The sequence below is a fragment of the Ochrobactrum sp. C6C9 genome (genome assembly GCF_022627935.1).
Lineage (GTDB): Bacteria > Pseudomonadota > Alphaproteobacteria > Rhizobiales > Rhizobiaceae > Brucella > Brucella teleogrylli.
Genome location: NZ_JABXGB010000028.1, coordinates 1 through 19,358, shown reverse-complemented (window position 1 = coordinate 19,358; position 19,358 = coordinate 1). Strand labels below are relative to the sequence as shown.

Below are 19,358 nucleotides of genomic sequence, written 5' to 3'. Positions count from 1 at the left end.
CCGATTAATACCAAATGCAGACCTTCTGTTTTGATTGAATTCATCCGAGGTAAGTTGGAATGCGCAGCAGAAGCGCTCATCCATGAACGGAAATAGAAATTGGAACGAACGGGTTCTTTGGCCCTGTTAACATCGCGGGTTGTCAAGGTGATTGCTATGTCCTTTACGCTTAAAAGGGTTTGGTATTTTCAAATAACCCTTCGAAAAATTAGTCGTCGCTTCGCTGAGAATGCGAGATCTGCGAATATCGGAAAATCACACAGAATGTTTGGTGTTGTTTGTTAAATAACGACATTAGATATATTGCAGAAACGATTGAAATTACATTTCATTTTGCAGATTTTAATTTGAACTATACATTTATTGAATGGGGTTGATAAAAAGTATTCCAATATACGATGAATAATGAGAATATAAAATCTGACAATTAACGTACTTAAGTCCGCTGATAACAATAGCTGCCAATGGCTTGTAGCTTTTGGATGGAGAAAAACCGCTGACTCCATGACAGTCGGCGGCCTTTCATTTCAAGAACCCAAAGTGGCTTTTAAAGTCGATTATTTGTAAGCGGAAACCACGATTTCAATCAGCGTGTCGCTGCCCAGATCGGCAACGCCAACGGTTGCACGGGTTGGCAGCTGCGAAGGATCGATCCATTCCTTCCAGACCTTATCCATTTCAGGCTTCTTGCTGAGGTCTGTTACGAAGATGGTGGCTGCCAGAAGCTTGGTCTTGTCCGTGCCTGCCTGTGCCAGATAGCTGTCGAGCTTGGCGAGGATTTCGCGGGTCTGACCAGCCATATCCAGGCTTTCGTCATCACAGGTGGTTCCACCGACATAGACAATACCGTTGTGTTCGACGACGCGATGCATGATCGGCGTCTGAATGAAACGCTCAGCCATAGTTTAATCCTTTCAGATGGTTAGGGAATTTTCCGGCTGCTCGCTGGTAACGGCGAAGACAGCATCGGGGGTTTGGGGTAGGGCTGCGATTTCACTGAGCGGCACCGGTTTCACCGGCGCGCGCAGACGATAGAAGCCGACATTTTCCGGCGCGCGGTTTTGCACCTCGGCCAGAATTTCTGTGACGGTGGAACTGCACAGGCGCCCCTGACAAGGCCCCATGCCACAGCGGAACATCGTTTTCAGCTGGTTCGGGCCGGCGATGTTACAGGCCGCCGCGTCGCGGATTGCGCCTACGGTCACTTCCTCGCAACGGCAGACAATCGTGTCTCTGTTCGTCGGTGCGCGAAATGCCGGTGCAGGCTGGTAAAGCGCATCGATAAAGGATCGACCACGTTCGAAACGTCGCGCCAGCGCTTTCAGCTTTACGATTTTTGATGCCAACGATGTTGCCAGTGCCGGAAAGATATCCTGACAGGCCGCGAGCGCAGCGATACGCCCGCTGGGCTCGGCAACCAATGCACCGCCAATGCCGCTACCGTCACCAGCGATGTAGATGACCGGTATGGACGAACGCCCGCTACCGTCGAGTTGCGGTTGAAAACATTTCTGACCGTCGTTCCAAACCAGAGCGCAGCCGGAAGCATTGGCGAGAATGTTGTTGGGGATCACCCCCTGATGCAGGAACACGCTATCGACAGCAAGTCTGTGAGTCTTGCCTTTGGCCGAAAAGCGGATCGCTTCGGCTTCGTCTTTTCCTTCAATGGCTATTTCGGTGACACCGGAATAAACCGGCACCGACTTGCGCACCTTAAAAAGCAGGGAAAGCCCCTTCAAGGCATAGGGCGAGAAAAGGAATGAAAGCAGGTTCGGTGCAGCTTTCGCGTAATTTGCGCCGGGTGTCGTATCGAGCAGAGCAGCAACCTTGCCGCCCGCCTGCAACAACTGCGCGGCGAACATGTAGAGGAGCGGACCGGTTCCTGCCAGAACCACACGTCCGTTGGGCAGGAGGCCGGAAGTCTTCAGCGCAATCTGTGCCGCGCCAACGGTCATTACACCCGGCAACGTCCAGCCCCTGACAGGCATCGGACGCTCCATTGCGCCGGTCGCGAAGATCACCCGGCGCGCGGAGACAATCCCGCTCTTGCCGCCCACTGACACACGCAGTTCGACGCTGTTGCTGTCGTCGCCATCCCGTGGCTCCACACTCCAGACGAGAGCCTGTGGCACATAGGTGGCATTGCTGGCGATAAATGCTTGCAGGACTTCTTTGCCCCGCCAGTAGTCGGTGCCGAGAAACGGTTTGCGGGCAGTCGTATTGTGTTCAATGCCACGGTAAATCTGGCCGCCGGCGGCAGGGTTCTCGTCAAACAGGACCACTTTGGCGCCAGCGATACTGGCTTCCGCCGCTGCCGACATGCCTGCCGGTCCCGCGCCGATAATGGCAAGGTCGTAAAACGCGTCGAGCGCATAAATATCAGAAATTCTCTTGAGCATGGTGATCATGGTTCCACCCGACGTGCGCCGGTCTGCGAAGAAATGACCATTCCATCGACAACGGGCGTCATACAGGCTTGGCGGTTCTGAACACTATCAATGGTGACTAGACACTCGAAACAGATACCCATCAGGCAGTAGGGCGCTCGCGGCTGATCACCAACGACGCTATCTCTGAGCCGGATGATACCCTCTCCAAGCAGTGCTGCAGCGACAGTTACATTGGCAGGCACCGTCAAAGTGCGCGCATCGAATGTGATCGTCACGGTTTCCTCTGGTGTCTCAGTTTTCAGGAACATTTTAGGAGACATGAAACCTCCGGCCGGAGAACGCATGACCAGCAAGTTGTTTGGCATCGGCTGCTATTTCCTGCGCCACGATCAGGGCGTGGTTGGCTGCAAGCGTGACGCCGGAATGGCACATGACGACATACGCGCCCTTGTGGCTTTCGGATTGTTCGTAGACAGGCAAGCCGTCCGGTGTCTTGACACGAAATCCGGCCCAACTGCGAATGACATTGACATCGGCCAGATGGGGGAACGTCCGCACCGCTCTGTTGGCCAGAACTGCGCTGATATCCTGATTGGTGGCGATCTGATCCGTATGGGTTTCCTGACTGTCGCCGATCATGACACCACCCTCATCCGCCTGCCGCAGCGTCGCCGCTGTATAGGGGAAGAAGGGCGCGCATTTCTCCGTTACAAGAATTTGACCTTTGCTGCGCACAACCGGCGCATCGAGACCGACACTCTTTGCAAGCTCTGCATTGCCGTTGCCCGCAGCCAGAATGACGCGTTCCGTGAAGACTTCACCCCATGTGCCACTCAGGAGAAAGCCGCCGTTTTGCGGGGTGATGGACGAGACTTCACAATGCGGTTCGTAGGAAGCACCGAGGTTGATCATGCCCGTATGCAATGCGCGAAACAGGCGCAGTGAATTCACGTCGCCGTCCATCGGCGAATAGATCGAACCGATCACATCCCGGCAGATGGAGGGGACCATTTTAGCAGTTTCCTGGTGGTCGAGTACAACGTGTTCCGGGGCGTCATTGCCAAGCTCTCGTGCTACTGTCGCGACGTCTCCGGCAAACATTTGAAGCTCGCGCTCGTCGAGGCAGAAGGTAAAGGCACCGGTCTGTTTCAACGCCACATCAAGCCCGGTGACATCCCGCAATTCATCTGCGAAAGCGGGCCACAGGCGCGCAGATTGCATTGTCCAACGGGCATAGTGTGGTGCCCCTACGCCTTTGCCCTGTACCCAGATGAGCGCGAAATTGGCACGGGATGCGCGCAGGGACAGGTCTTCCCCATCGAGAAGCATTGGACGCAGACCAGATCGGGCGAGACCCCAGGCGATGGCAGAGCCAACCAGTCCCGCTCCGATAATGATTATGTTTTGGTCCGGCAATCTGCGCATTCGTAAATTCAATCTGTTGTCACAGCGTCGTCAGTGTTGGGCCTGACGAGAGCCAGGCCCGATTGTGTTGGCTCAGTTTTGCGGGCTTACGTCCACCTTGAACCACTTCTCGGACAGCTTCTTCACCGTGCCGTCGGCAATCGCGGCCTGAATGGCAGTATCGAGGCGACCCTTCAGGGCGGTATCTTCTTTGCGCAGACCGACACCGATCATGCCGAAGACCTTGCCCGAAAACAGCGGGCCAGCCAGCTTTGCGCCCTTCATGTCGTCCTTTTCCAGCGCAGCCGCAAGAACTGTGGCATTGGCGACAACCGCATCCACACGACCGCTGGTCAGGTCGAAATTGTGTTCTTCGGCGGTCTTGTACTCACGCACATCCGCGCCATCCTTGAAATATTGCTCCATGAAGGCCGAAGCGGTTGTGGAACCCTGAACGCCGACGGTCTTGCCGTTGATTTTCTTGGCGATTTCTTCGAGAATCGGCTTTGCTGCATCGGAATCGACATTCAGCGGCTTGCCGCCTTCCGGCAGATCGGCGAGGTCGCTGTCTTCCATGACTGCGAAGGAGTTGATGGCCGCCGCATAAGGTGACGAAAACGCAATCACTTCCTCACGCTTCGGTGTGATGCTCATGCCCGCCATGATGGCGTCATACTTGCCCGCGGTCAGCGATGGAATGATGCCGTCCCAGTTCTGGGCGGTGATTTCGCATTTCGCTTTCAGGCGCTCGCAAAGGTCTTTGGCGAGATCAATCTCGAAGCCCTCCAGCACACCGTTCGGGCCGGAGAAATTCCACGGCGCATAAGCACCTTCGGTAGCGATGCGCACAACATCTTCGGCATGCGCGGTCGGGGCAACGGCGAGAACGCCGAGGATGGAAAGGACGCATTTCAGTTTCATATGTTCACCTCTGTTAGAAAACCGATTGATCGGTTCATGCGTTTTGTTTGGAAATGAATTGCCGGAACCGTTCGCTTTTGGGGTTGCCGAAAACCTCGTCGGGCGCGCCTTCTTCTTCAATCACGCCCTGACGCAGAAACACGACACGGCTGGAAACATCGCGGGCGAAGCCCATCTCGTGGGTCACGACCAGCATGGTGCGCCCATCTGCCGCCAGATCGCGCATGACCTTCAACACCTCGGCCACCAGTTCGGGGTCAAGCGCGGAGGTTGGTTCATCGAACAGCATGATCTTCGGACGCATCGCTAACGCGCGGGCAATTGCGGCGCGTTGCTGCTGGCCACCAGAAAGATGCGCGGGATAGAAGTTGCGCTTATCGGCAATGCCGACCCGCTCCAGCAGTGCTTCAGCCTCGGCAATGCACTCCGACCGGTTTCGCTTCTGCACATGGATAGGCGCTTCGATCAGATTTTCGAGGATAGTCAGGTGCGACCACAGATTGAACGACTGAAACACCATCGTCGCCTGACCGCGCAGCCGCTGAACCTGTTTCGCATCGGCTGGACGCGCTGCGCGCCCGGGCTGTTGGTCGAGCTTGTATGCCTCGCCGTGAATAGCCACACTGCCTGCATCCGGCACTTCAAGCATATTGATGCAGCGCAGCAGAGTGGATTTGCCTGAACCTGACGCACCCAGAATGGAGATGACTTCACCCTGGTGGGCCTGCAAGGAAACTGTATGCAGAACCTTGTGCGCACCGTAACATTTCTCGAGGTTCTTGATCTCGACCGCAGGCGTTTCGAAACGTTGCATTATGAGTTCCCTCCGGCGGCATGCACGATGACAGGCTGACGCTGGGCCGCCGACGAGCGATATTCCAGCAGTTTGAAAATTCTGGTGACTACGAAGTTCAGGAGGAGATAAATCGCGCCTGCACAGATGAAGACTTCGACAGGGCGATAGGTGGCGGAAATCAACTTGGCCGCCAGCCCCGTTACCTCCATCATGGTGATGGTTGATGCCAGTGCGGTGGACTTCACCATCAAGATGACTTCGTTCGAATAGGCGGGCAGCATCTGTCGCAACGCTTGTGGGGCCAGAATGCGGCGGACGAGGGTGAAGCCGCTCATGCCATAGGCGCGCGCCGCTTCGATCTGCCCGGTCGCAACCGACAGAACACCGCCTCGAATGATTTCGGCGCTATAGGCAGCCGTATTGAGTGCAAGAGCCAGTACTGCGCACCAATAGGGTTCCCGCAAAAACGGCCAGAGAAAGCTCCGGCGCAGTTCTGGAAACTGGCTGAGGCCGTAATAGATGATGTAGAGCTGCACGAGCAGCGGGGTGCCGCGCAGCACAAAGATATAACCTCGCGCAATGAGGTCCAGTATCAGATTGCCCGACAGACGCATCGTAGCCAGTATGGTGGCCAGCACGGCGCCACTGATAACCGACAGCGCCATCAGTTGCAGCGTCAGCGGAATACCCCGGCACAGCTGAACGAAACTGTCGAACATGAACGGCAGGTCGACAAAGCTCATACTGCCCTCCGGATGCCGCGCATGACGCGCTTTTCGGCGTTATTGAACAGCAAGCCCGATATGAATGTGATGACGAGATAAAGCAGCCCGGCGGTCAGAAAGAAGGTGAAAGGCTTGCGGGTTGATCCAGCGCCGATTTGCGCCTGACGCATCAGCTCAACCAGTCCTACGACCGAAATCAGTGCCGACTCTTTCAAGACAAGCTGCCAGACATTGCCAATGCCCGGAATGGCAAAGCGTGCCGCCTGCGGAACCATAATGCGGCGAAACAGCAGACGCGGTGGCATGCCATAGGCCTTGGCAGCTTCGATCTCACCTTTGGGCAGTGCCAGCACTGCGCCGCGATAGACTTCAGCTTGGTAAGCGCCAGAAACCACGCCGATGGCCAGTGCACCGGTGATGAAGATTGGCGCACTGACGAAGCCTTGCCCGCCGAACAACGCGCCGATCTGGCTTAACACAGCGCTACTGCCGAAATAGAACAGGTAAATGACCAGAAGGTCGGGGATGCCGCGAAGCACTGTCGAATAGCCGGCAGCCGCAATTCTGAGAATGCGCTGCGATGAAAATGAAGCGGCAGCGGCAATCATACCGAACACCGCACCTGCCGCAAAGCCGCAAAAGGCTACCGCGAGTGACATGCCGGTGGCCCGGAGCATATCGTAGCCCCAGCCGTCTTCAGCAAAACCCATCAAATCCAAATATGCGCTGACCGCACCCAACTGCCTAGTTCCCTTTTTATGTCCGGTCCTTTTGCTGCGCCGGTACGTTTATGGGAGTGGTTTGACAGCGGGGATCAATACAGTCAAATTCGAAATGAAGCCTCAAGCATAACCAAATATTATGGTGAAACATGAACCTGCGTCAGGTCGAAGCGTTCCGAACCGTCATGCTGACCGGAAAAATGACGGCTGCGGCGGAACTGATGTCGATCACCCAGCCCGCCGTGAGCCGCCTTATCCGTGACTTTGAGATCGACACGAAACTCAAGCTCTTCAACCGTCGCGGAAACCAGTTGGTCCCAACACAGGCGGCCATGACGCTGTTGCAGGAGGTGGAGCGGGCTTATGTCGGGCTCAATCGCATCCGGAGTTTCGCCGACGAGATCAACCGTCAGAATGCGGGCATGCTGCGGATTGCGGCTATGCCTGCGCTTGCAAACGGGATCATGCCGCGCTTTCTCGCCCGTTTTCTCAAGGCGCGACCCAATATCCATGCCTCTCTCAACGGTATTCCTTCCGCGATGGTTGTTGAGGCCGTCGCATCTGGTCAGGTCGATCTCGGTTTTGCCGACGGTCCGCTCGACAGACCCGGTTTCAATATTGAAACCCGGGCGATACCGGCGGTTGTCGCTGTCCCGCTAGGGCATCGTCTTGCAGACTATCCGGAGGTTTCACCGGATGATCTCGCCGATGAACGTATGATCACGCTGGAGCCGGGGTCGCTGTTTGCCATGCGCGTGGAAGTTGCCCTAGCGCGCATTCCACGGTCGGCCACCATTGAGACACGCCTGTCGCACACAGCGCTGACGCTTGTGGCTGAAGGTGTCGGCATAACGATCATCGATCCGTCGTCGGCAACCGATTTTCGCGGACGTGGTGTGGCGATCCGACCTTTCACAAGCTTCGTTGACGCCGGATTTTTGGCCATTCGTCGCAGTAATGGTCCTCATAACAGTCTCGCTCAACGGTTCATAGACGAGTTCTGGGCCTATCATGAAACGCTACTTGCACAGCCATGAAGATAGGGCTTCGGGGCTCAATCCTGGTAGATGCGCTCCTCAAGGGGCGTTGATGCAATAATAGATTTCAGTCCGGCCAGCATGGCCTTTTCCGCCTTGTTGAGGTTGGCTTCAGGATTGTGGATCAGGAAAACATCGATGGCAGGCGGGTTGTCGTATGGCGGCAGACGCCAGAGAAGGCCGTCATCGATCTCGCGTCGCGCGACGTGTAATGGAAGTGGGCCGATGCCAAGCCCGGTGATGATCATCCGACGCACTTCCTCAAGGCTCGACGAGGTGCCGACAACATCAGGTGAGAGTCGCGCCTCACTGCGCAACAGGGCTACGGGTCGTAGCGCGTCTGCAATATGATCGGTCTGGAACGAAACCGATGGTTCTCCCTTCAGATCGGCAAGGGTCAGTCCGGACTGGCCAAACATCCGGTGCCGGGGGCCGCAGAAAAACCCGAAGAACTCACGATAGACCATGGTGTAGTCCAGCGCGGGGTCGCGATTACTCACCAGACCAAGGCCGAAGGAAGCGCGTTTCTCGCGCACAAGCCGCGCGACCTCTGTACTTGCGGATACGTTGATCGTCAGTGTCGCATTGGGATGCTGTTCATGAAACCGCGCAAGCGCCTGATCGAAGATCGGCGATATGATGTGGCTGGCGACAGAGATGGTGACATGGCCAGTCACATTGTCACCGACCCCGCGCACCAGTTGCGGCAACTGTGAAATGGCGCCAAACACCTCGATACTTTGCTCGTAGAGCAGTTTGCCAACGTCCGTCAACTCAAAATGGGTTGCGTCGCGCTCCACCAGCCGCTGGCCGATGCGGTCTTCCAATCGGCGCAACGCATTGCTTACGCTTGGTTGTTTGAGGTTGAGACGCTCTGCCGCGCGGGTGATGCTTTTCACCTCCGCGATTACCACAAAACTGCGCAGAAGGTTCCAGTCCAGATCCCAGACAAGGCGTTCGGGGCGATGTAGCGACATGGCATCATCCATTCATGAAATCTATGTAATCTATTCCCATTATCTATTTGCTAAATGCATTCATAAAAGCAATCATGAATATTGGAAGGCATCAAAAAGCCTCAAGAAAAACAAACAAAGGGAAGTCGGGAACAGCATGTTTAACAAATTCACGGGTTTCATTGCCGCGGCCGCGATTGCCACCGCCGCAGTTTTTGCGGTTGCGCCTGCACAGGCGGATGATCTTGAAAAGATCAAGGCAGCGGGCGAGTTGAAGATCGCCATGAGCGGCCAGTACCCGCCGTTCAATTTCGTCAATGAGAAGAACGAAGTCGTGGGCTTCGACGCTTCCATCGGTTCGGCGATTGCCGAGCGTATGCAGCTTAAGCCACAGCTTATCACCACCGCATGGGATGGTATCGTCGCCGGCCTTCGGGCAGGCAAGTTCGACACGGTGGTCGGCTCCATGACGATTACGCCGGAACGCGAGAAGGCCGTGGATTTCGTAGGACCTTACTATCACGCGGGCCGCGCGGTTTTCGTGAAGGAAGACTCTACAGTTCAAAAGCTCGACGATCTCAAGGGCAAGACACTGGGCGTCACACTTGGTGAAACCCATGAAAAATGGGCGCGCGAACAGGGCGGCTGGACCATTCGCACCTATAAGGGGCTGCCGGAACTGATGCTCGAACTGAATGCCGGTCGCGTCGACGCTATCGTCGTCGACAACATCCCGGTCATGGTGGCGATCAAGGAAACCGGCCAGAAGGTCCGTAGGCTCGATACGCCTGATATCGAAGGCGGCAGCGTCGCCATCGGCATCGCCATCCGCAAGAACAATCCCGAGCTGAAGGCTACGATGCAGAAGGCTCTCGACGAGATCATGGCCGACGGCACCTATGAGAAGATCTCGATGCAATGGGTCGGCAGCGATATTCGCTGATACGTCATCCCGGCCCGGCATATGTCCGGGCCGGTTGAGAACCGATTGACCGGAGTTTTCCGATGGATTTTGCGTTGATGCAGCGCGTCCTCCCGTTTTTTCTGGAGGCGGCATGGGTGACTGTCCAAATTTCTGCTCTGGCCCTGGTGTTGGGTCTGGCCGTCGCAGCGGTCCTCGTTAACGGCCGTCTGTCCCGCTCGGTCATCCTGCGATGGCTTGCGGCAGCCTATGTGAGCGTCTTTCGCGGAACACCTTGCCTTGTACAGCTCTTCATTCTCTATTTCGGCGGTCCACAGATTGGCATTAATCTGGAGCCGTTTGCCGCTGGTGTTATCGGACTGGGGCTGAATATCGGCGCATACATGTCGGAATCGATCCGCGGCGCAATTCAGAGCGTTGATCGCGGCCAGACGGAAGCCGCCCGTTCCATCGGCTTTGGGCGAGGGCAGACGATGCGGTTCGTCGTGCTGCCCCAGGCCGCCCGGCTGATGATCCGCCCTCTCGGTGTCAATACGATTGCGCTCCTGAAGGGCTCTGCGCTGGTTTCCACCATTTCAGTGGTTGAGCTGACCTATACGGCGCAGCGTTTCATCGGTTCAACCTACAAACCGTTCGAGATTTTCGGCGTTGCAGCCGTTCTCTACATGATCATCATCTATATCGTGGCGCGCGGGGTCGATCTTCTCGACAAGCGCTTCGCGGCGCAGTGAGGGAGGACTGGATGCAAGCTCTCGATTTGAGCATCGTCGCACCCTATACGGATCTACTTTTGACAGGGCTGTGGTGGACGCTGGTTCTGACCGTAGCGTCGGCTTTCCTCAGCTTCGTGCTCGGTATCGTATTTGCGCTGGTGGTGCTTTACGCGCCTAAGATTCTAGCATGGCCGGTGCGGTTCTTCATGTGGCTGTTCATGGGAACACCGCTTCTGTTGCAGCTGTTCCTGATCTATTTCGGGCTAGTTCAGATCGGTATTGATATTCCGGCACTTGGCGCGGGCATCATCGGTCTTAGTCTGCACTTTGCCGTCTATAATGCCGATATCATCCGCGCGGGTATCGTGGCGGTCGATCCGGGTCAGATGGAAGGCGCGCGTTCCATCGGCTTCAGCCATGGTCAGGCTTTGCGCTACATCGTCATCCCGCAGGCGGTGCGCAATACGATCCCGCCCATCGGCAACAATATGATCGTTCTTTTGAAGGATACGTCACTGGTTTCGATCATCGGCATTGCCGAACTGGTGCACAGCGCGCAGCTTGCCATCAGCGAAACCTTCAGCCCGTTCGAATTCTACATCACCATCGCCGCCATCTACTACGTGGTCAATCTGATTCTGGAAGCCAGCCTGCGGCGCATTGAAAGAAAAGTGGAGGTCACGCGATGAGCAGCCCCAAAATCGCAAAACCGATGGTCGAAGTGAAGGGTGCTCGCAAAGCCTATGGCGAGCTGGAAGTGTTGAAAGATATCGACCTTTCCGTGGCGCGTGGCCAGATCGTCGCCATCATCGGCCCCAGCGGCTCCGGTAAGAGCACGCTTCTGCGCTCGATCAATCATCTTGAAACGCTGAATGGCGGTGAAGTCTGGCTCGATGGCGTGCAGGTCAATCAACCTCTCACCGGGCAGGCTTTCGAGAAGCACATCAATGCCGTGCGCCAGCAGATGGGCATGGTGTTTCAGCACTTCAACCTGTTTCCACATTTGACAGTGCTGGAAAACATCACGCTCGGCCCCATCAAACTCAAGGGCATGATGAAGGACGCTGCTCGTACTCTAGCACTGGAGCTTTTGAAAAAGGTCGGGCTTGCCGACAAGGTCGATGTCTATCCCTCGCGGCTGTCCGGCGGTCAGAAGCAGCGTGTGGCCATTGCCCGTGCGCTCGCCATGCAGCCGAAAGTGATGCTGTTCGACGAAGCGACGTCGGCGCTCGATCCCGAGCTGGTGGACGAGGTCAATGCTGTCATGAAGCAGCTCGCCGCTGAACATATGACGATGCTGATCGTCACGCATGAGATGCGATTTGCGGGCGAAGTGGCAGATCGTATCCTATTCATGGATGGCGGTGTGGTGGTGGAAGAGGGGCGGCCGGATCAGATTTTGAGCAATCCGGTGCAGGAGCGTACCCGCTCCTTCCTCAAGAAATATCTGGCTGCGTGAGGTGATGGCATGAACGAGAGAAACGGCAATGAGTTTGCCGATCTTAGGGAATTTCCCGATTTCGGGCTGACCCCGGCGCAGCGACGCGAAGCCGTGCTTGGGCATTATTATGAATATCCCGGCATGGACGGGCCGCGTGGCGAAATCTGGTGCTACACCGATGCCTATTCTTATCTGCCTGGCACAACGGTTCATTTGCAGGTGAGTGCGACCGCGTCGCGTTTCGATATCGAAATCGTGCGGGATGGGGCGGTTGAAACGCCTGTCTTCTCAAAGCGCGGGATAGACTGCAAATGGCAGGAAACGCCTGCCCAATGTTCCGTTGTGGGCTGCGGCTGGGAGACGACATTTTCGTTCAAGACGGATGAGAACTGGCCTTCCGGTGCTTATCGCATCACGCTGAAAGCCGAAGGCAATGACGGTCAGCTGATCCATTGCCACCATCTTTTCATCCTGCGGCCTGTGGCAGGCCGTAAGCCCGGTCGTATCCTGCAGGTTGCAGCGACCGGCACGTGGACGGCCTATAATACCTGGGGCGGTTCCAACCACTATCAGGGCATTACCGGGCCGAATGGCGATCAATACGCGACGACGGTGAGCATCGAGCGTCCGTTCTGCCGTGGCTTTGCGCTGCTGCCGTCCGATGCGCCTCGCGTGCCGCTGGAGTTTGTAACGCCGCCTGCTGCTCCTCCACGCTATCCGCATATGGAATGGGCCTTTGCCAATGGCTATTCCAAGAAATATGCCTCATCCGGCTGGGCCAGCTATGACAGCCTGTTTTTCCGCTGGGCTGAACGAAAAGGCTTTGCGATTGATCTCGCCAGCCAGCATGAGTTGCATTTCTCGCCGGAAATCCTCGACGGTTATGATTGCGTGGCCTTTGTCGGTCACGACGAATACTGGACATGGGAAATGCGCGATGCCGTTGATCATTATGTCGATGACGGCGGCCGTGCGGCCCGTTTTGCAGGCAATTTCATGTGGCAGACGCGGCTTGAGAATGATGGCAAGCGCCAGACTTGCTACAAATATCGCGCCCGCGCTGAAGACCCGGTCTATCGCTCCGCCGATCCACGCCGCACCAGCGGTTGCTGGGAAGCGACGGAAGCCGGACGGCCAGCTGCCGAAACCTTCGGCCTCAATGCGCTGCGCGGGCTTTATGTCGGCTGGGGTGGCTGCGCCCCGCGTGGCGTGCGCGGTTTTCCGGTCTATCGCCCGGAACATTGGGCCTTTGCGGGAACCGGCATCTATTACGGTGATCTCTTGGGCGCTGACGGTCACGCCTTCGGCTATGAGGTCGACGGGCTCGACTATGTGATCCGGGGCGGTCTGCCTGAACCAGAGGAGGGCAGCGGCGCACCTGATGGATTGCAAATTCTGGCGCTCGGCATGTCGTCTCTCAAGGAAGAGAGCGCGGATATTCCAGCCGACGACCAGTTCCTCTCCGATGCCGATGCCAAATTCGTGGCCGATACGCTGATCGGCGACAATGGCGATGCAGCCGTCGAACGTATCAAGCGCGGCTGCGGCATGATCGTCAATTTCCCGCGCGGCAAGGGCGAGGTTTTCCACGCAGGAAGCTGCGAGTGGGTCGCGGCTCTCAAACGTGGCGACCGCATGGTCGAGCGTGTGACCGCCAATGTTCTCAACCAATATCTCAAGCGCTGACAGAGTAACGCAATGCTCAACACAAAAGCACAGAACGAACGCCCGGCATCGCATCTTTTCTACCAGTCGCGCCTGCGCAGGCCGCTGGTGGATCGTGCCGAAGGTATCTACATCTGGGATCAGGACGGACGCCGGGTCATCGACGGCTCTAGCGGCGCAATGGTGGTCAATATCGGCCACGGCAATCGCAACGTGCTCGACGCCATGAAAGAGCAGATGGATCGCGTCACCTTCGCTTATCGTCTGCACTTCGAAAATGAACCGGCGGAAGATCTGGCGCGCATGGCCGCCGAGCGTATGCCGGAAGGTCTGGACAAGATATTCTTTGTTTCCGGTGGTTCGGAAGCGGTGGAATCCTGTATCAAGCTTGCCCGCCAATGGGCGGTTGCAACCGGGCAGGGCACGCGCTGGAAAGTAATTTCGCGTTTTCCATCTTATCACGGCGGCACGCTTGGCGCTCTGGCTGTCACCGGCTATGCGGCCTTAAGCGAGCCTTTCGCACCCATCATGCGCGAAATGCCGAAAGTCCTGGCACCGACCGCCTATCTCGACCGTGACAATCTCACGATGGAACAGCGCGGCCAGAAATATGCTGACATGCTGGAGGAGAAGATTCAGGAAGAAGGTCCTGAAAGCGTGCTCGCCTTCATCATGGAGCCGATCGGCGGAGCGTCGACCGGCGCGCTGGTCGCGCCCGACAGTTACTATCCGCGTATCCGTGAAATCTGCGACCGCTATGGCATCCTGCTGATCCATGACGAGGTGATGAGCGGCGCCGGACGCACCGGCAAGTTTCTGGGCGGCGACCACTGGAACTGCAAGCCTGATCTCATCGCGCTTTCGAAGGGTTTCGCCTCGGGTTATTGCCCGCTTGGCGCAATGGCGGCGCCCGGACGCATCGTGCAGCCGGTTCTGGATGCTGGCGGTTTCCTGCACGGCTTCACGTATGCAGGCAATCCGCTGGCTTGCACGGCAGGCAAGGCGGTGCTTCAGGAGATTGATCGTCTCGATCTGGTCGGCAATGCCGCCCGTATGGGCGATGCGCTGAAGGGCGAGCTGGAAGGATTGGCGAAGCGCTTCCCGTTCGTCGGTGATGTGCGCGGCAAGGGGTTATTGCTGGCAGCCGAATTCGTGTCCGATCCCGAGACCATGAAGCCGTTGCCGAAGGAACTGAATGCCCATCAGCGCATGGTGGATCTTGCGTATGAGCGCGGGCTCATCATCTATTCGCGCCGCACGCGCGGCGGTGTTGAAGGCGATCATTTCCTCGTTTGTCCGCCGATGGTCGTAAGTCAAGAACAAGTTGGCGAGATCACCGCGATCCTTGGCGATACGCTTGAGGTTCTGTCGCGTGAACTCAAGCTGCCCGTGAACGCTTAAGGAAACCGGATCATGACCGACAAAAAGAAAACACAGCGCAAGGTGATCATCACCTGCGCAGTGACGGGCTCCGTGCACACTCCAACCATGTCGCCGCATTTGCCGGTTACGCCGGAGGAGATCGCCAGTGAAGCCATCGCGGCGGCGGAAGCGGGCGCATCTATTCTGCACCTCCATGCTCGCGATCCCCATGACGGCAGACCATCCGCCAATCCGGATCTGTTCATGCAGTTCCTGCCGCGCATCAAGCAGTCGACCGCGGCGGTGGTGAATATTTCCACCGGCGGCTCGTCATTGATGACGCTGGATGATCGTCTGGCCGCGCCGCTCAAGGCGCAACCGGAAATGTGCTCTCTCAATATGGGCTCGATGAATTTCGCGCTGTTTCCAGCCCTCGACAAGCCACGCGAGTGGAAGCACGCCTGGGAACCCGAGCTATTGGAGGCGACGCGTCATTCGATCTTCAAGAACACCTTCGCGGATATGGAAGGCATTCTGACCAGTCTCGGTCAGGGCTGCGGTACACGCTTCGAGTTCGAATGCTATGATGTCGGGCATCTCTATTCACTGGCTTATTTTCGCGACCGTGGGCTGGTTACCGGTCATCTGTTCATCCAGTTCGTCTTCGGTATTCTGGGCGGCATCGGCGCAGACCCGGAAAACCTCATGCATATGAAACGCATCGCCGACAAGCTTTTCGGGGACGACTATTCCTTCTCGGTTCTGGCAGGAGGCAGGCACCAGATTCCAATGATCACAATGGCGGCGGCCATGGGCGGCAATGTGCGTGTCGGCCTGGAAGACAGCCTCTACGACGGACGGGGAAAGCTGGCCAGCAGCAATGCCGATCAGGTTCGGCGCATCCGCAGCATCCTTGACGGCCTGTCGCTGGAAGTTGCCACGCCCGACGAGGCGCGCGACTATTTGGGGCTGAAGGGTGGAGACAGGGTGGCGTTCTGATGCCAAAGATTGAATTGGGTGGCAAAGCGGGCGTTGTGATCCGGCTTGCCGAACCTTCCGATGCCGAACGAATTCACGAGGCAATCCGCGCAATGGGTGCGGGGCTGGGTGCTGCGGGCAAAGTCTCCAGCACGGTGGAAGATTTTCGCCGCCATGGCTTCGGTCCCAACGCGGCTTTTACCAGCCTGATCGCCGAGGTGGACGAGGCATTTGCGGGGCTGGCGCTTTTCTTCCCGATCTTCTCGACATGGCTCGGAAAGCCCGGTGTCTTTGTGCAGGACCTCTATGTCGATCAGGCGTTTCGCGGTCGTGGTGTGGGCGAGGTTCTTCTGCGCCATGTCGCTTCCTGGTCGACAGCACGCGGCGGCGTCTATCTGCGGCTGGCGGTGGATCGGGACAATGTTGCCGCGCAGCGCTTTTACCAACGGCTGGGTATCGGCTGGATCGAAGCCGATCTCGATCATGGCGCTTATGGCGAGGATTTCGCCCGTCTGGCGCGTATCAATGCAAATTAGGGAGCAGTCATGAAAGCCTTCTACGCTGTTGAGCAAACGCTTCACGATCCGAAAGCCTTTCTTTCCAGCGGCGCGCCGAAGCCTAACCCCGAGCAGCCGGAGCGCGTCGAACGTCTGCTCTTTGGCGCAAAGGCTGCGGGCTGCGAGATTATCCGTCCGCAAAATCATGGTCTTGGCCCGATCGCTGCCGTGCACACACCGGAATATCTGGAGTTCCTGCAGCATATCTATCCGCGTTGGCGGCGCATCGAGGAAGCTTCGGAAGAAGTCATCCCGAACATTCATCCGTTGGCGCGTGACGGTCGTTATCCGGCATCTGCCGTCGGGCAGGTCGGCTATCACATGGCCGATACCGCTTGCCCGATAGCTGAACACACATGGGAAAGCGTGTGCTGGAGTGCCTGGAGCGCGATTGACGCCGCCAATGCATTGCTTGCGGGCGAGGTCGCGGCCTATGCGCTCTGCCGCCCACCGGGGCATCATGCCTTTGCCGATGTTTCAGGCGGCTTTTGCTTCGTCAACAATTCGGCGGTTGCCGCTCAGCATCTACGCTCGAAGACCGAACGCGTGGCAATCCTCGATGTCGATCTGCATCATGGCAATGGAACGCAAGGCATCTTCTACGCTCGTCCCGATGTGCTGACAGTTTCGATCCACGCCGATCCGCTGCGCTTCTATCCGTTCTTCTGGGGCCATGCCGATGAACGCGGTGAAGGCGCTGGGCTCGGGTACAATCTCAATCTGCCCCTACCGCGCAAATCCGGCGATGCCGAGTTCCTTGCATCACTCGATACGGCTTTCCGCCGTATCGAAGCTTTCGCGCCAGATGCGCTGGTGGTGGCGCTTGGTCTTGATCCGTTCGAAGGCGATCCTTTCGGCGGATTGTCGGTCACCACCGGTGGCTTTGGACGCATTGCGGAAGCAATCGCAAAGCTTCGTCTGCCAACTGTAATCGTGCAGGAAGGCGGTTATCTTTGCGATGCTCTGGGTGATAATCTCACCGCTTTTCTGGGTGGCTATCAGTCGGTGGCGCGATGAGCGGTCTTGTGACTTTTATAGGCGTCGTACATCCGTGGATGTGCGACGTCATGGGACATATGAATGTTCGGCATTATGCCGGGATGTTCGATGATGCGAGCTTTCAGCTCTTGGGCCACATTGCCGGGAAAATTCCGGATGAGAGTTTCGGTTGGGCGGATGTGCGCTCGACAACGGACTATAAAAAGGAAATGCCAGCCGGAGACTTGCTGACGATCCGCTCACAGGTGTTGAAGGTCGGACGTTCATCAATCACGTTTCGCCAGACAATGGCTGGTTCGCTTGATGGAGAACTGCGCGCCATCAATGAGACAACGTCCGTCTGTTTCGACAAGATTGCGCGACACTCACTTGAACTTGAGCCAGCAATGCGAATGCGAGCGGAAAGGCTCATGTAGGGCCACAATCTGATCGGCTAGCCGCAGGCATGATCTGCTGCCAAATGGCCGCTAACTCCGCTCATAACGCATAAGCGGACGGTCAGCGTCCGGCCCCAAATGTGACGTCTAGCCTAGAAACGTTATTAAGTAATTCAGACAGATAGCATTCGCATTTTAAGATCGTAGGTTCACATCCCATCAAGGCGTTTTGTGATTGTGTTCGGCACAGTGATAAAGGCGATTCTTGACAGGAATCCGCAGTCCTTGAGAATGAAGCACTTCCGACAATTTCTAAGCTTTCCTGATGCTTCGCGCTTTCGATTAGTAGGTTACCCAGTATTCCCAGTTCAGAAGATTTTGGATTAACGACACCACAACAGTAGCTTTCCGCCAGACTTTAGGTATGCAAAATCGGCATACCGATCAGCGTACTTTCGATTTCTGCTTTCGAGGTGCGGCTCATATAATGATGTATCATTCATCAATATGTCAAAAAATCCAAGAGGACACGATTATATGGCGTATGTAACTGCAGAAATTCGAGCTTCGAAAGTATATCATGGATATGATGAGGATCGGAAAGCTGTCATCGATGATCTTGGCGCGGGAGGATTTGTAACAAAACTCATAAAGGTTTCCAGAATTTTGTCGGTTACCGAAGATTATATTTTTATTGAGTGTCCTCACAACACCGTTCAGACGTGGGAGTATAAGGGAACGCTGGAGGATTTCAGGTTGAAACTGCGTCAGGCGGGGGTCGCGGCGGAATGAGTGCTTCTCCTGCACGTGGGGTTTGAAAAATGAAAATTGTGTCCGTCAACGTTTACTATGTGCGCGGACAGGGCCTGAAGCCCGTTCTGGTGAAAATTCAGACGGATGAAGGCATATCCGGATTAGGTGAGGCCGCCATTTCCTATGGAAGCGGTGGCACAGCTGTTGCGGGTATGATTAAAGATCTGAGCGAACGGTTTTTGCTGGGGGCTAATCCGCTGTCCATCAATCGGATCGTTTCGGACATGTACGACCAGGCGTTCTGGTTAAAGAACCCCGGCGGAATTGCTTGTGCCGGGATGAGCGCCATGGAACAGGCGCTGTGGGATATTCGCGCCAGAGCGTTGAATGTGCCAGTATATGAACTCTTTGGCGGAAAAATTCGCGATGAACTGAACTACTATGCGAATGGCTGGTATTTTGGAGCGACATCCAACTCAGACCTGATTAGAAAAGCTGCCGACGCTGTTGACGACGGACATTATGCCCTGAAGTTCTATCCGTTGGCGCAGATACAGCCAAATGGAACATTGCGGCATCCAAATGGTCGATACTCTGACAATCGTGACGCCGTCACCGCTGGAATCGAACGCGTGCGCGA

General features: G+C 56.4%; 21 protein-coding genes and 1 pseudogene. 13 read left to right on the top strand and 9 right to left on the bottom strand.

Going from position 1 to position 19,358, the window contains the following annotated elements; genetic code table 11:
* Positions 1–557 precede the first annotated feature (557 nt).
* The 8 genes from HWD97_RS19570 to HWD97_RS19535 all read right to left on the bottom strand — a co-directional run bounded on the left by HWD97_RS19570 (position 558) and on the right by HWD97_RS19535 (position 6,946).
* Positions 558–902 (bottom strand): RidA family protein, encoded by a 345-nt coding sequence (locus tag HWD97_RS19570; protein WP_109365731.1) that lies wholly within the window; start codon positions 900–902, stop codon positions 558–560.
* A gap of 12 nt (positions 903–914) precedes the next feature.
* The gene (locus HWD97_RS19565) at positions 915–2,408 is read right to left on the bottom strand and encodes an NAD(P)/FAD-dependent oxidoreductase (protein WP_109365732.1); all 1,494 of its coding nucleotides are present in this window, start codon (positions 2,406–2,408) and stop codon (positions 915–917) included.
* Positions 2,405–2,698, bottom strand: a complete 294-nt coding sequence (locus tag HWD97_RS19560) for a (2Fe-2S)-binding protein (RefSeq protein WP_109365733.1) — start codon at positions 2,696–2,698, stop codon at positions 2,405–2,407. Before HWD97_RS19560 ends, HWD97_RS19565 begins: the two co-directional genes overlap by 4 nt.
* A 1-nt stretch (position 2,699) precedes the next feature.
* Positions 2,700–3,815: an FAD-binding oxidoreductase gene (locus HWD97_RS19555; RefSeq protein ID WP_109365734.1), complete on the bottom strand. Its 1,116-nt coding sequence runs from the start codon at positions 3,813–3,815 to the stop codon at positions 2,700–2,702.
* A gap of 72 nt (positions 3,816–3,887) precedes the next feature.
* Positions 3,888–4,715 carry a lysine/arginine/ornithine ABC transporter substrate-binding protein gene (locus HWD97_RS19550; RefSeq protein WP_371835468.1) on the bottom strand — a complete coding sequence of 276 codons (828 nt, stop codon included), beginning with the start codon at positions 4,713–4,715 and terminating at the stop codon, positions 3,888–3,890.
* Positions 4,716–4,749: 34 nt separating this feature from the next.
* Entirely contained in the window at positions 4,750–5,529 is a 780-nt protein-coding gene (locus tag HWD97_RS19545; RefSeq protein ID WP_109365736.1) for an ABC transporter ATP-binding protein, read from the bottom strand.
* Positions 5,529–6,254, bottom strand: a complete 726-nt coding sequence (locus HWD97_RS19540) for an ABC transporter permease (RefSeq protein ID WP_109365737.1) — start codon at positions 6,252–6,254, stop codon at positions 5,529–5,531. The genes HWD97_RS19545 and HWD97_RS19540 overlap by 1 nt, the downstream gene beginning before the upstream one ends.
* Complete coding sequence (locus HWD97_RS19535) at positions 6,251–6,946, bottom strand: ABC transporter permease (protein WP_109366390.1); 696 nt, start codon at positions 6,944–6,946, stop codon at positions 6,251–6,253. The genes HWD97_RS19540 and HWD97_RS19535 overlap by 4 nt, the downstream gene beginning before the upstream one ends.
* A 161-nt stretch (positions 6,947–7,107) precedes the next feature.
* Here HWD97_RS19535 and HWD97_RS19530 point away from each other — a divergent pair, with 161 nt between their 5' ends.
* Positions 7,108–7,995, top strand: a complete 888-nt coding sequence (locus tag HWD97_RS19530; protein WP_109365738.1) for a LysR substrate-binding domain-containing protein — start codon at positions 7,108–7,110, stop codon at positions 7,993–7,995.
* A 17-nt stretch (positions 7,996–8,012) separates the two neighbouring features.
* Here the strand turns inward: HWD97_RS19530 and HWD97_RS19525 are convergent, their stop codons facing one another.
* Positions 8,013–8,972 carry a LysR family transcriptional regulator gene (locus HWD97_RS19525; RefSeq protein WP_109366392.1) on the bottom strand — a complete coding sequence of 320 codons (960 nt, stop codon included), beginning with the start codon at positions 8,970–8,972 and terminating at the stop codon, positions 8,013–8,015.
* A gap of 136 nt (positions 8,973–9,108) precedes the next feature.
* On the opposite strand from HWD97_RS19525, the gene HWD97_RS19520 reads away from it, so the two are divergent.
* From HWD97_RS19520 to HWD97_RS19465, 12 genes and pseudogenes are all read left to right on the top strand, one after another.
* Positions 9,109–9,894, top strand: a complete 786-nt coding sequence (locus tag HWD97_RS19520) for an ABC transporter substrate-binding protein (protein WP_109366391.1) — start codon at positions 9,109–9,111, stop codon at positions 9,892–9,894.
* 62 nt (positions 9,895–9,956) lie between these two features.
* Positions 9,957–10,604: an amino acid ABC transporter permease gene (locus HWD97_RS19515; RefSeq protein WP_109365739.1), complete on the top strand. Its 648-nt coding sequence runs from the start codon at positions 9,957–9,959 to the stop codon at positions 10,602–10,604.
* A gap of 11 nt (positions 10,605–10,615) precedes the next feature.
* Complete coding sequence (locus HWD97_RS19510) at positions 10,616–11,275, top strand: amino acid ABC transporter permease (protein ID WP_319080257.1); 660 nt, start codon at positions 10,616–10,618, stop codon at positions 11,273–11,275.
* Positions 11,276–11,298: 23 nt separating this feature from the next.
* Entirely contained in the window at positions 11,299–12,045 is a 747-nt protein-coding gene (locus tag HWD97_RS19505) for an amino acid ABC transporter ATP-binding protein (RefSeq protein WP_167836143.1), read from the top strand.
* A gap of 9 nt (positions 12,046–12,054) precedes the next feature.
* The gene (locus tag HWD97_RS19500; protein ID WP_109365742.1) at positions 12,055–13,713 is read left to right on the top strand and encodes a N,N-dimethylformamidase beta subunit family domain-containing protein; all 1,659 of its coding nucleotides are present in this window, start codon (positions 12,055–12,057) and stop codon (positions 13,711–13,713) included.
* Between the two features lie 12 nt (positions 13,714–13,725).
* A complete protein-coding gene (locus HWD97_RS19495) occupies positions 13,726–15,093 on the top strand; it encodes an aspartate aminotransferase family protein (protein ID WP_109365743.1) in 1,368 nt (455 codons plus the stop codon).
* Between the two features lie 12 nt (positions 15,094–15,105).
* A complete protein-coding gene (locus tag HWD97_RS19490; protein ID WP_109365744.1) occupies positions 15,106–16,053 on the top strand; it encodes a 3-keto-5-aminohexanoate cleavage protein in 948 nt (315 codons plus the stop codon).
* Positions 16,053–16,568 (top strand): GNAT family N-acetyltransferase, encoded by a 516-nt coding sequence (locus HWD97_RS19485; protein WP_109365745.1) that lies wholly within the window; start codon positions 16,053–16,055, stop codon positions 16,566–16,568. Before HWD97_RS19490 ends, HWD97_RS19485 begins: the two co-directional genes overlap by 1 nt.
* Before the next feature lie 9 nt (positions 16,569–16,577).
* Positions 16,578–17,606 carry a histone deacetylase family protein gene (locus tag HWD97_RS19480; RefSeq protein WP_109365746.1) on the top strand — a complete coding sequence of 343 codons (1,029 nt, stop codon included), beginning with the start codon at positions 16,578–16,580 and terminating at the stop codon, positions 17,604–17,606.
* The gene (locus tag HWD97_RS19475; RefSeq protein ID WP_109365747.1) at positions 17,603–18,004 is read left to right on the top strand and encodes a thioesterase family protein; all 402 of its coding nucleotides are present in this window, start codon (positions 17,603–17,605) and stop codon (positions 18,002–18,004) included. Before HWD97_RS19480 ends, HWD97_RS19475 begins: the two co-directional genes overlap by 4 nt.
* Before the next feature lie 498 nt (positions 18,005–18,502).
* On the top strand, positions 18,503–18,757 hold the full coding sequence (locus tag HWD97_RS19470) for a hypothetical protein (RefSeq protein ID WP_109365748.1): 255 nt from the start codon (positions 18,503–18,505) through the stop codon (positions 18,755–18,757).
* A gap of 29 nt (positions 18,758–18,786) precedes the next feature.
* Positions 18,787–19,358: pseudogene (locus tag HWD97_RS19465) on the top strand (mandelate racemase/muconate lactonizing enzyme family protein); the annotation flags it as partial.

Coding starts and splice junctions, on each gene's coding strand:
- HWD97_RS19570 (WP_109365731.1), bottom strand. CDS start 902: ATGGCTGAGCGTTTCATTCAGACGCCGATCATGCATCGCGTCGTCGAA.
- HWD97_RS19565 (WP_109365732.1), bottom strand. CDS start 2,408: ATGATCACCATGCTCAAGAGAATTTCTGATATTTATGCGCTCGACGCG.
- HWD97_RS19560 (WP_109365733.1), bottom strand. CDS start 2,698: ATGTTCCTGAAAACTGAGACACCAGAGGAAACCGTGACGATCACATTC.
- HWD97_RS19555 (WP_109365734.1), bottom strand. CDS start 3,815: ATGCGCAGATTGCCGGACCAAAACATAATCATTATCGGAGCGGGACTG.
- HWD97_RS19550 (WP_371835468.1), bottom strand. CDS start 4,715: ATGAAACTGAAATGCGTCCTTTCCATCCTCGGCGTTCTCGCCGTTGCC.
- HWD97_RS19545 (WP_109365736.1), bottom strand. CDS start 5,529: ATGCAACGTTTCGAAACGCCTGCGGTCGAGATCAAGAACCTCGAGAAA.
- HWD97_RS19540 (WP_109365737.1), bottom strand. CDS start 6,254: ATGAGCTTTGTCGACCTGCCGTTCATGTTCGACAGTTTCGTTCAGCTG.
- HWD97_RS19535 (WP_109366390.1), bottom strand. CDS start 6,946: ATGGGTTTTGCTGAAGACGGCTGGGGCTACGATATGCTCCGGGCCACC.
- HWD97_RS19530 (WP_109365738.1), top strand. CDS start 7,108: ATGAACCTGCGTCAGGTCGAAGCGTTCCGAACCGTCATGCTGACCGGA.
- HWD97_RS19525 (WP_109366392.1), bottom strand. CDS start 8,972: ATGTCGCTACATCGCCCCGAACGCCTTGTCTGGGATCTGGACTGGAAC.
- HWD97_RS19520 (WP_109366391.1), top strand. CDS start 9,109: ATGTTTAACAAATTCACGGGTTTCATTGCCGCGGCCGCGATTGCCACC.
- HWD97_RS19515 (WP_109365739.1), top strand. CDS start 9,957: ATGGATTTTGCGTTGATGCAGCGCGTCCTCCCGTTTTTTCTGGAGGCG.
- HWD97_RS19510 (WP_319080257.1), top strand. CDS start 10,616: ATGCAAGCTCTCGATTTGAGCATCGTCGCACCCTATACGGATCTACTT.
- HWD97_RS19505 (WP_167836143.1), top strand. CDS start 11,299: ATGGTCGAAGTGAAGGGTGCTCGCAAAGCCTATGGCGAGCTGGAAGTG.
- HWD97_RS19500 (WP_109365742.1), top strand. CDS start 12,055: ATGAACGAGAGAAACGGCAATGAGTTTGCCGATCTTAGGGAATTTCCC.
- HWD97_RS19495 (WP_109365743.1), top strand. CDS start 13,726: ATGCTCAACACAAAAGCACAGAACGAACGCCCGGCATCGCATCTTTTC.
- HWD97_RS19490 (WP_109365744.1), top strand. CDS start 15,106: ATGACCGACAAAAAGAAAACACAGCGCAAGGTGATCATCACCTGCGCA.
- HWD97_RS19485 (WP_109365745.1), top strand. CDS start 16,053: ATGCCAAAGATTGAATTGGGTGGCAAAGCGGGCGTTGTGATCCGGCTT.
- HWD97_RS19480 (WP_109365746.1), top strand. CDS start 16,578: ATGAAAGCCTTCTACGCTGTTGAGCAAACGCTTCACGATCCGAAAGCC.
- HWD97_RS19475 (WP_109365747.1), top strand. CDS start 17,603: ATGAGCGGTCTTGTGACTTTTATAGGCGTCGTACATCCGTGGATGTGC.
- HWD97_RS19470 (WP_109365748.1), top strand. CDS start 18,503: ATGGCGTATGTAACTGCAGAAATTCGAGCTTCGAAAGTATATCATGGA.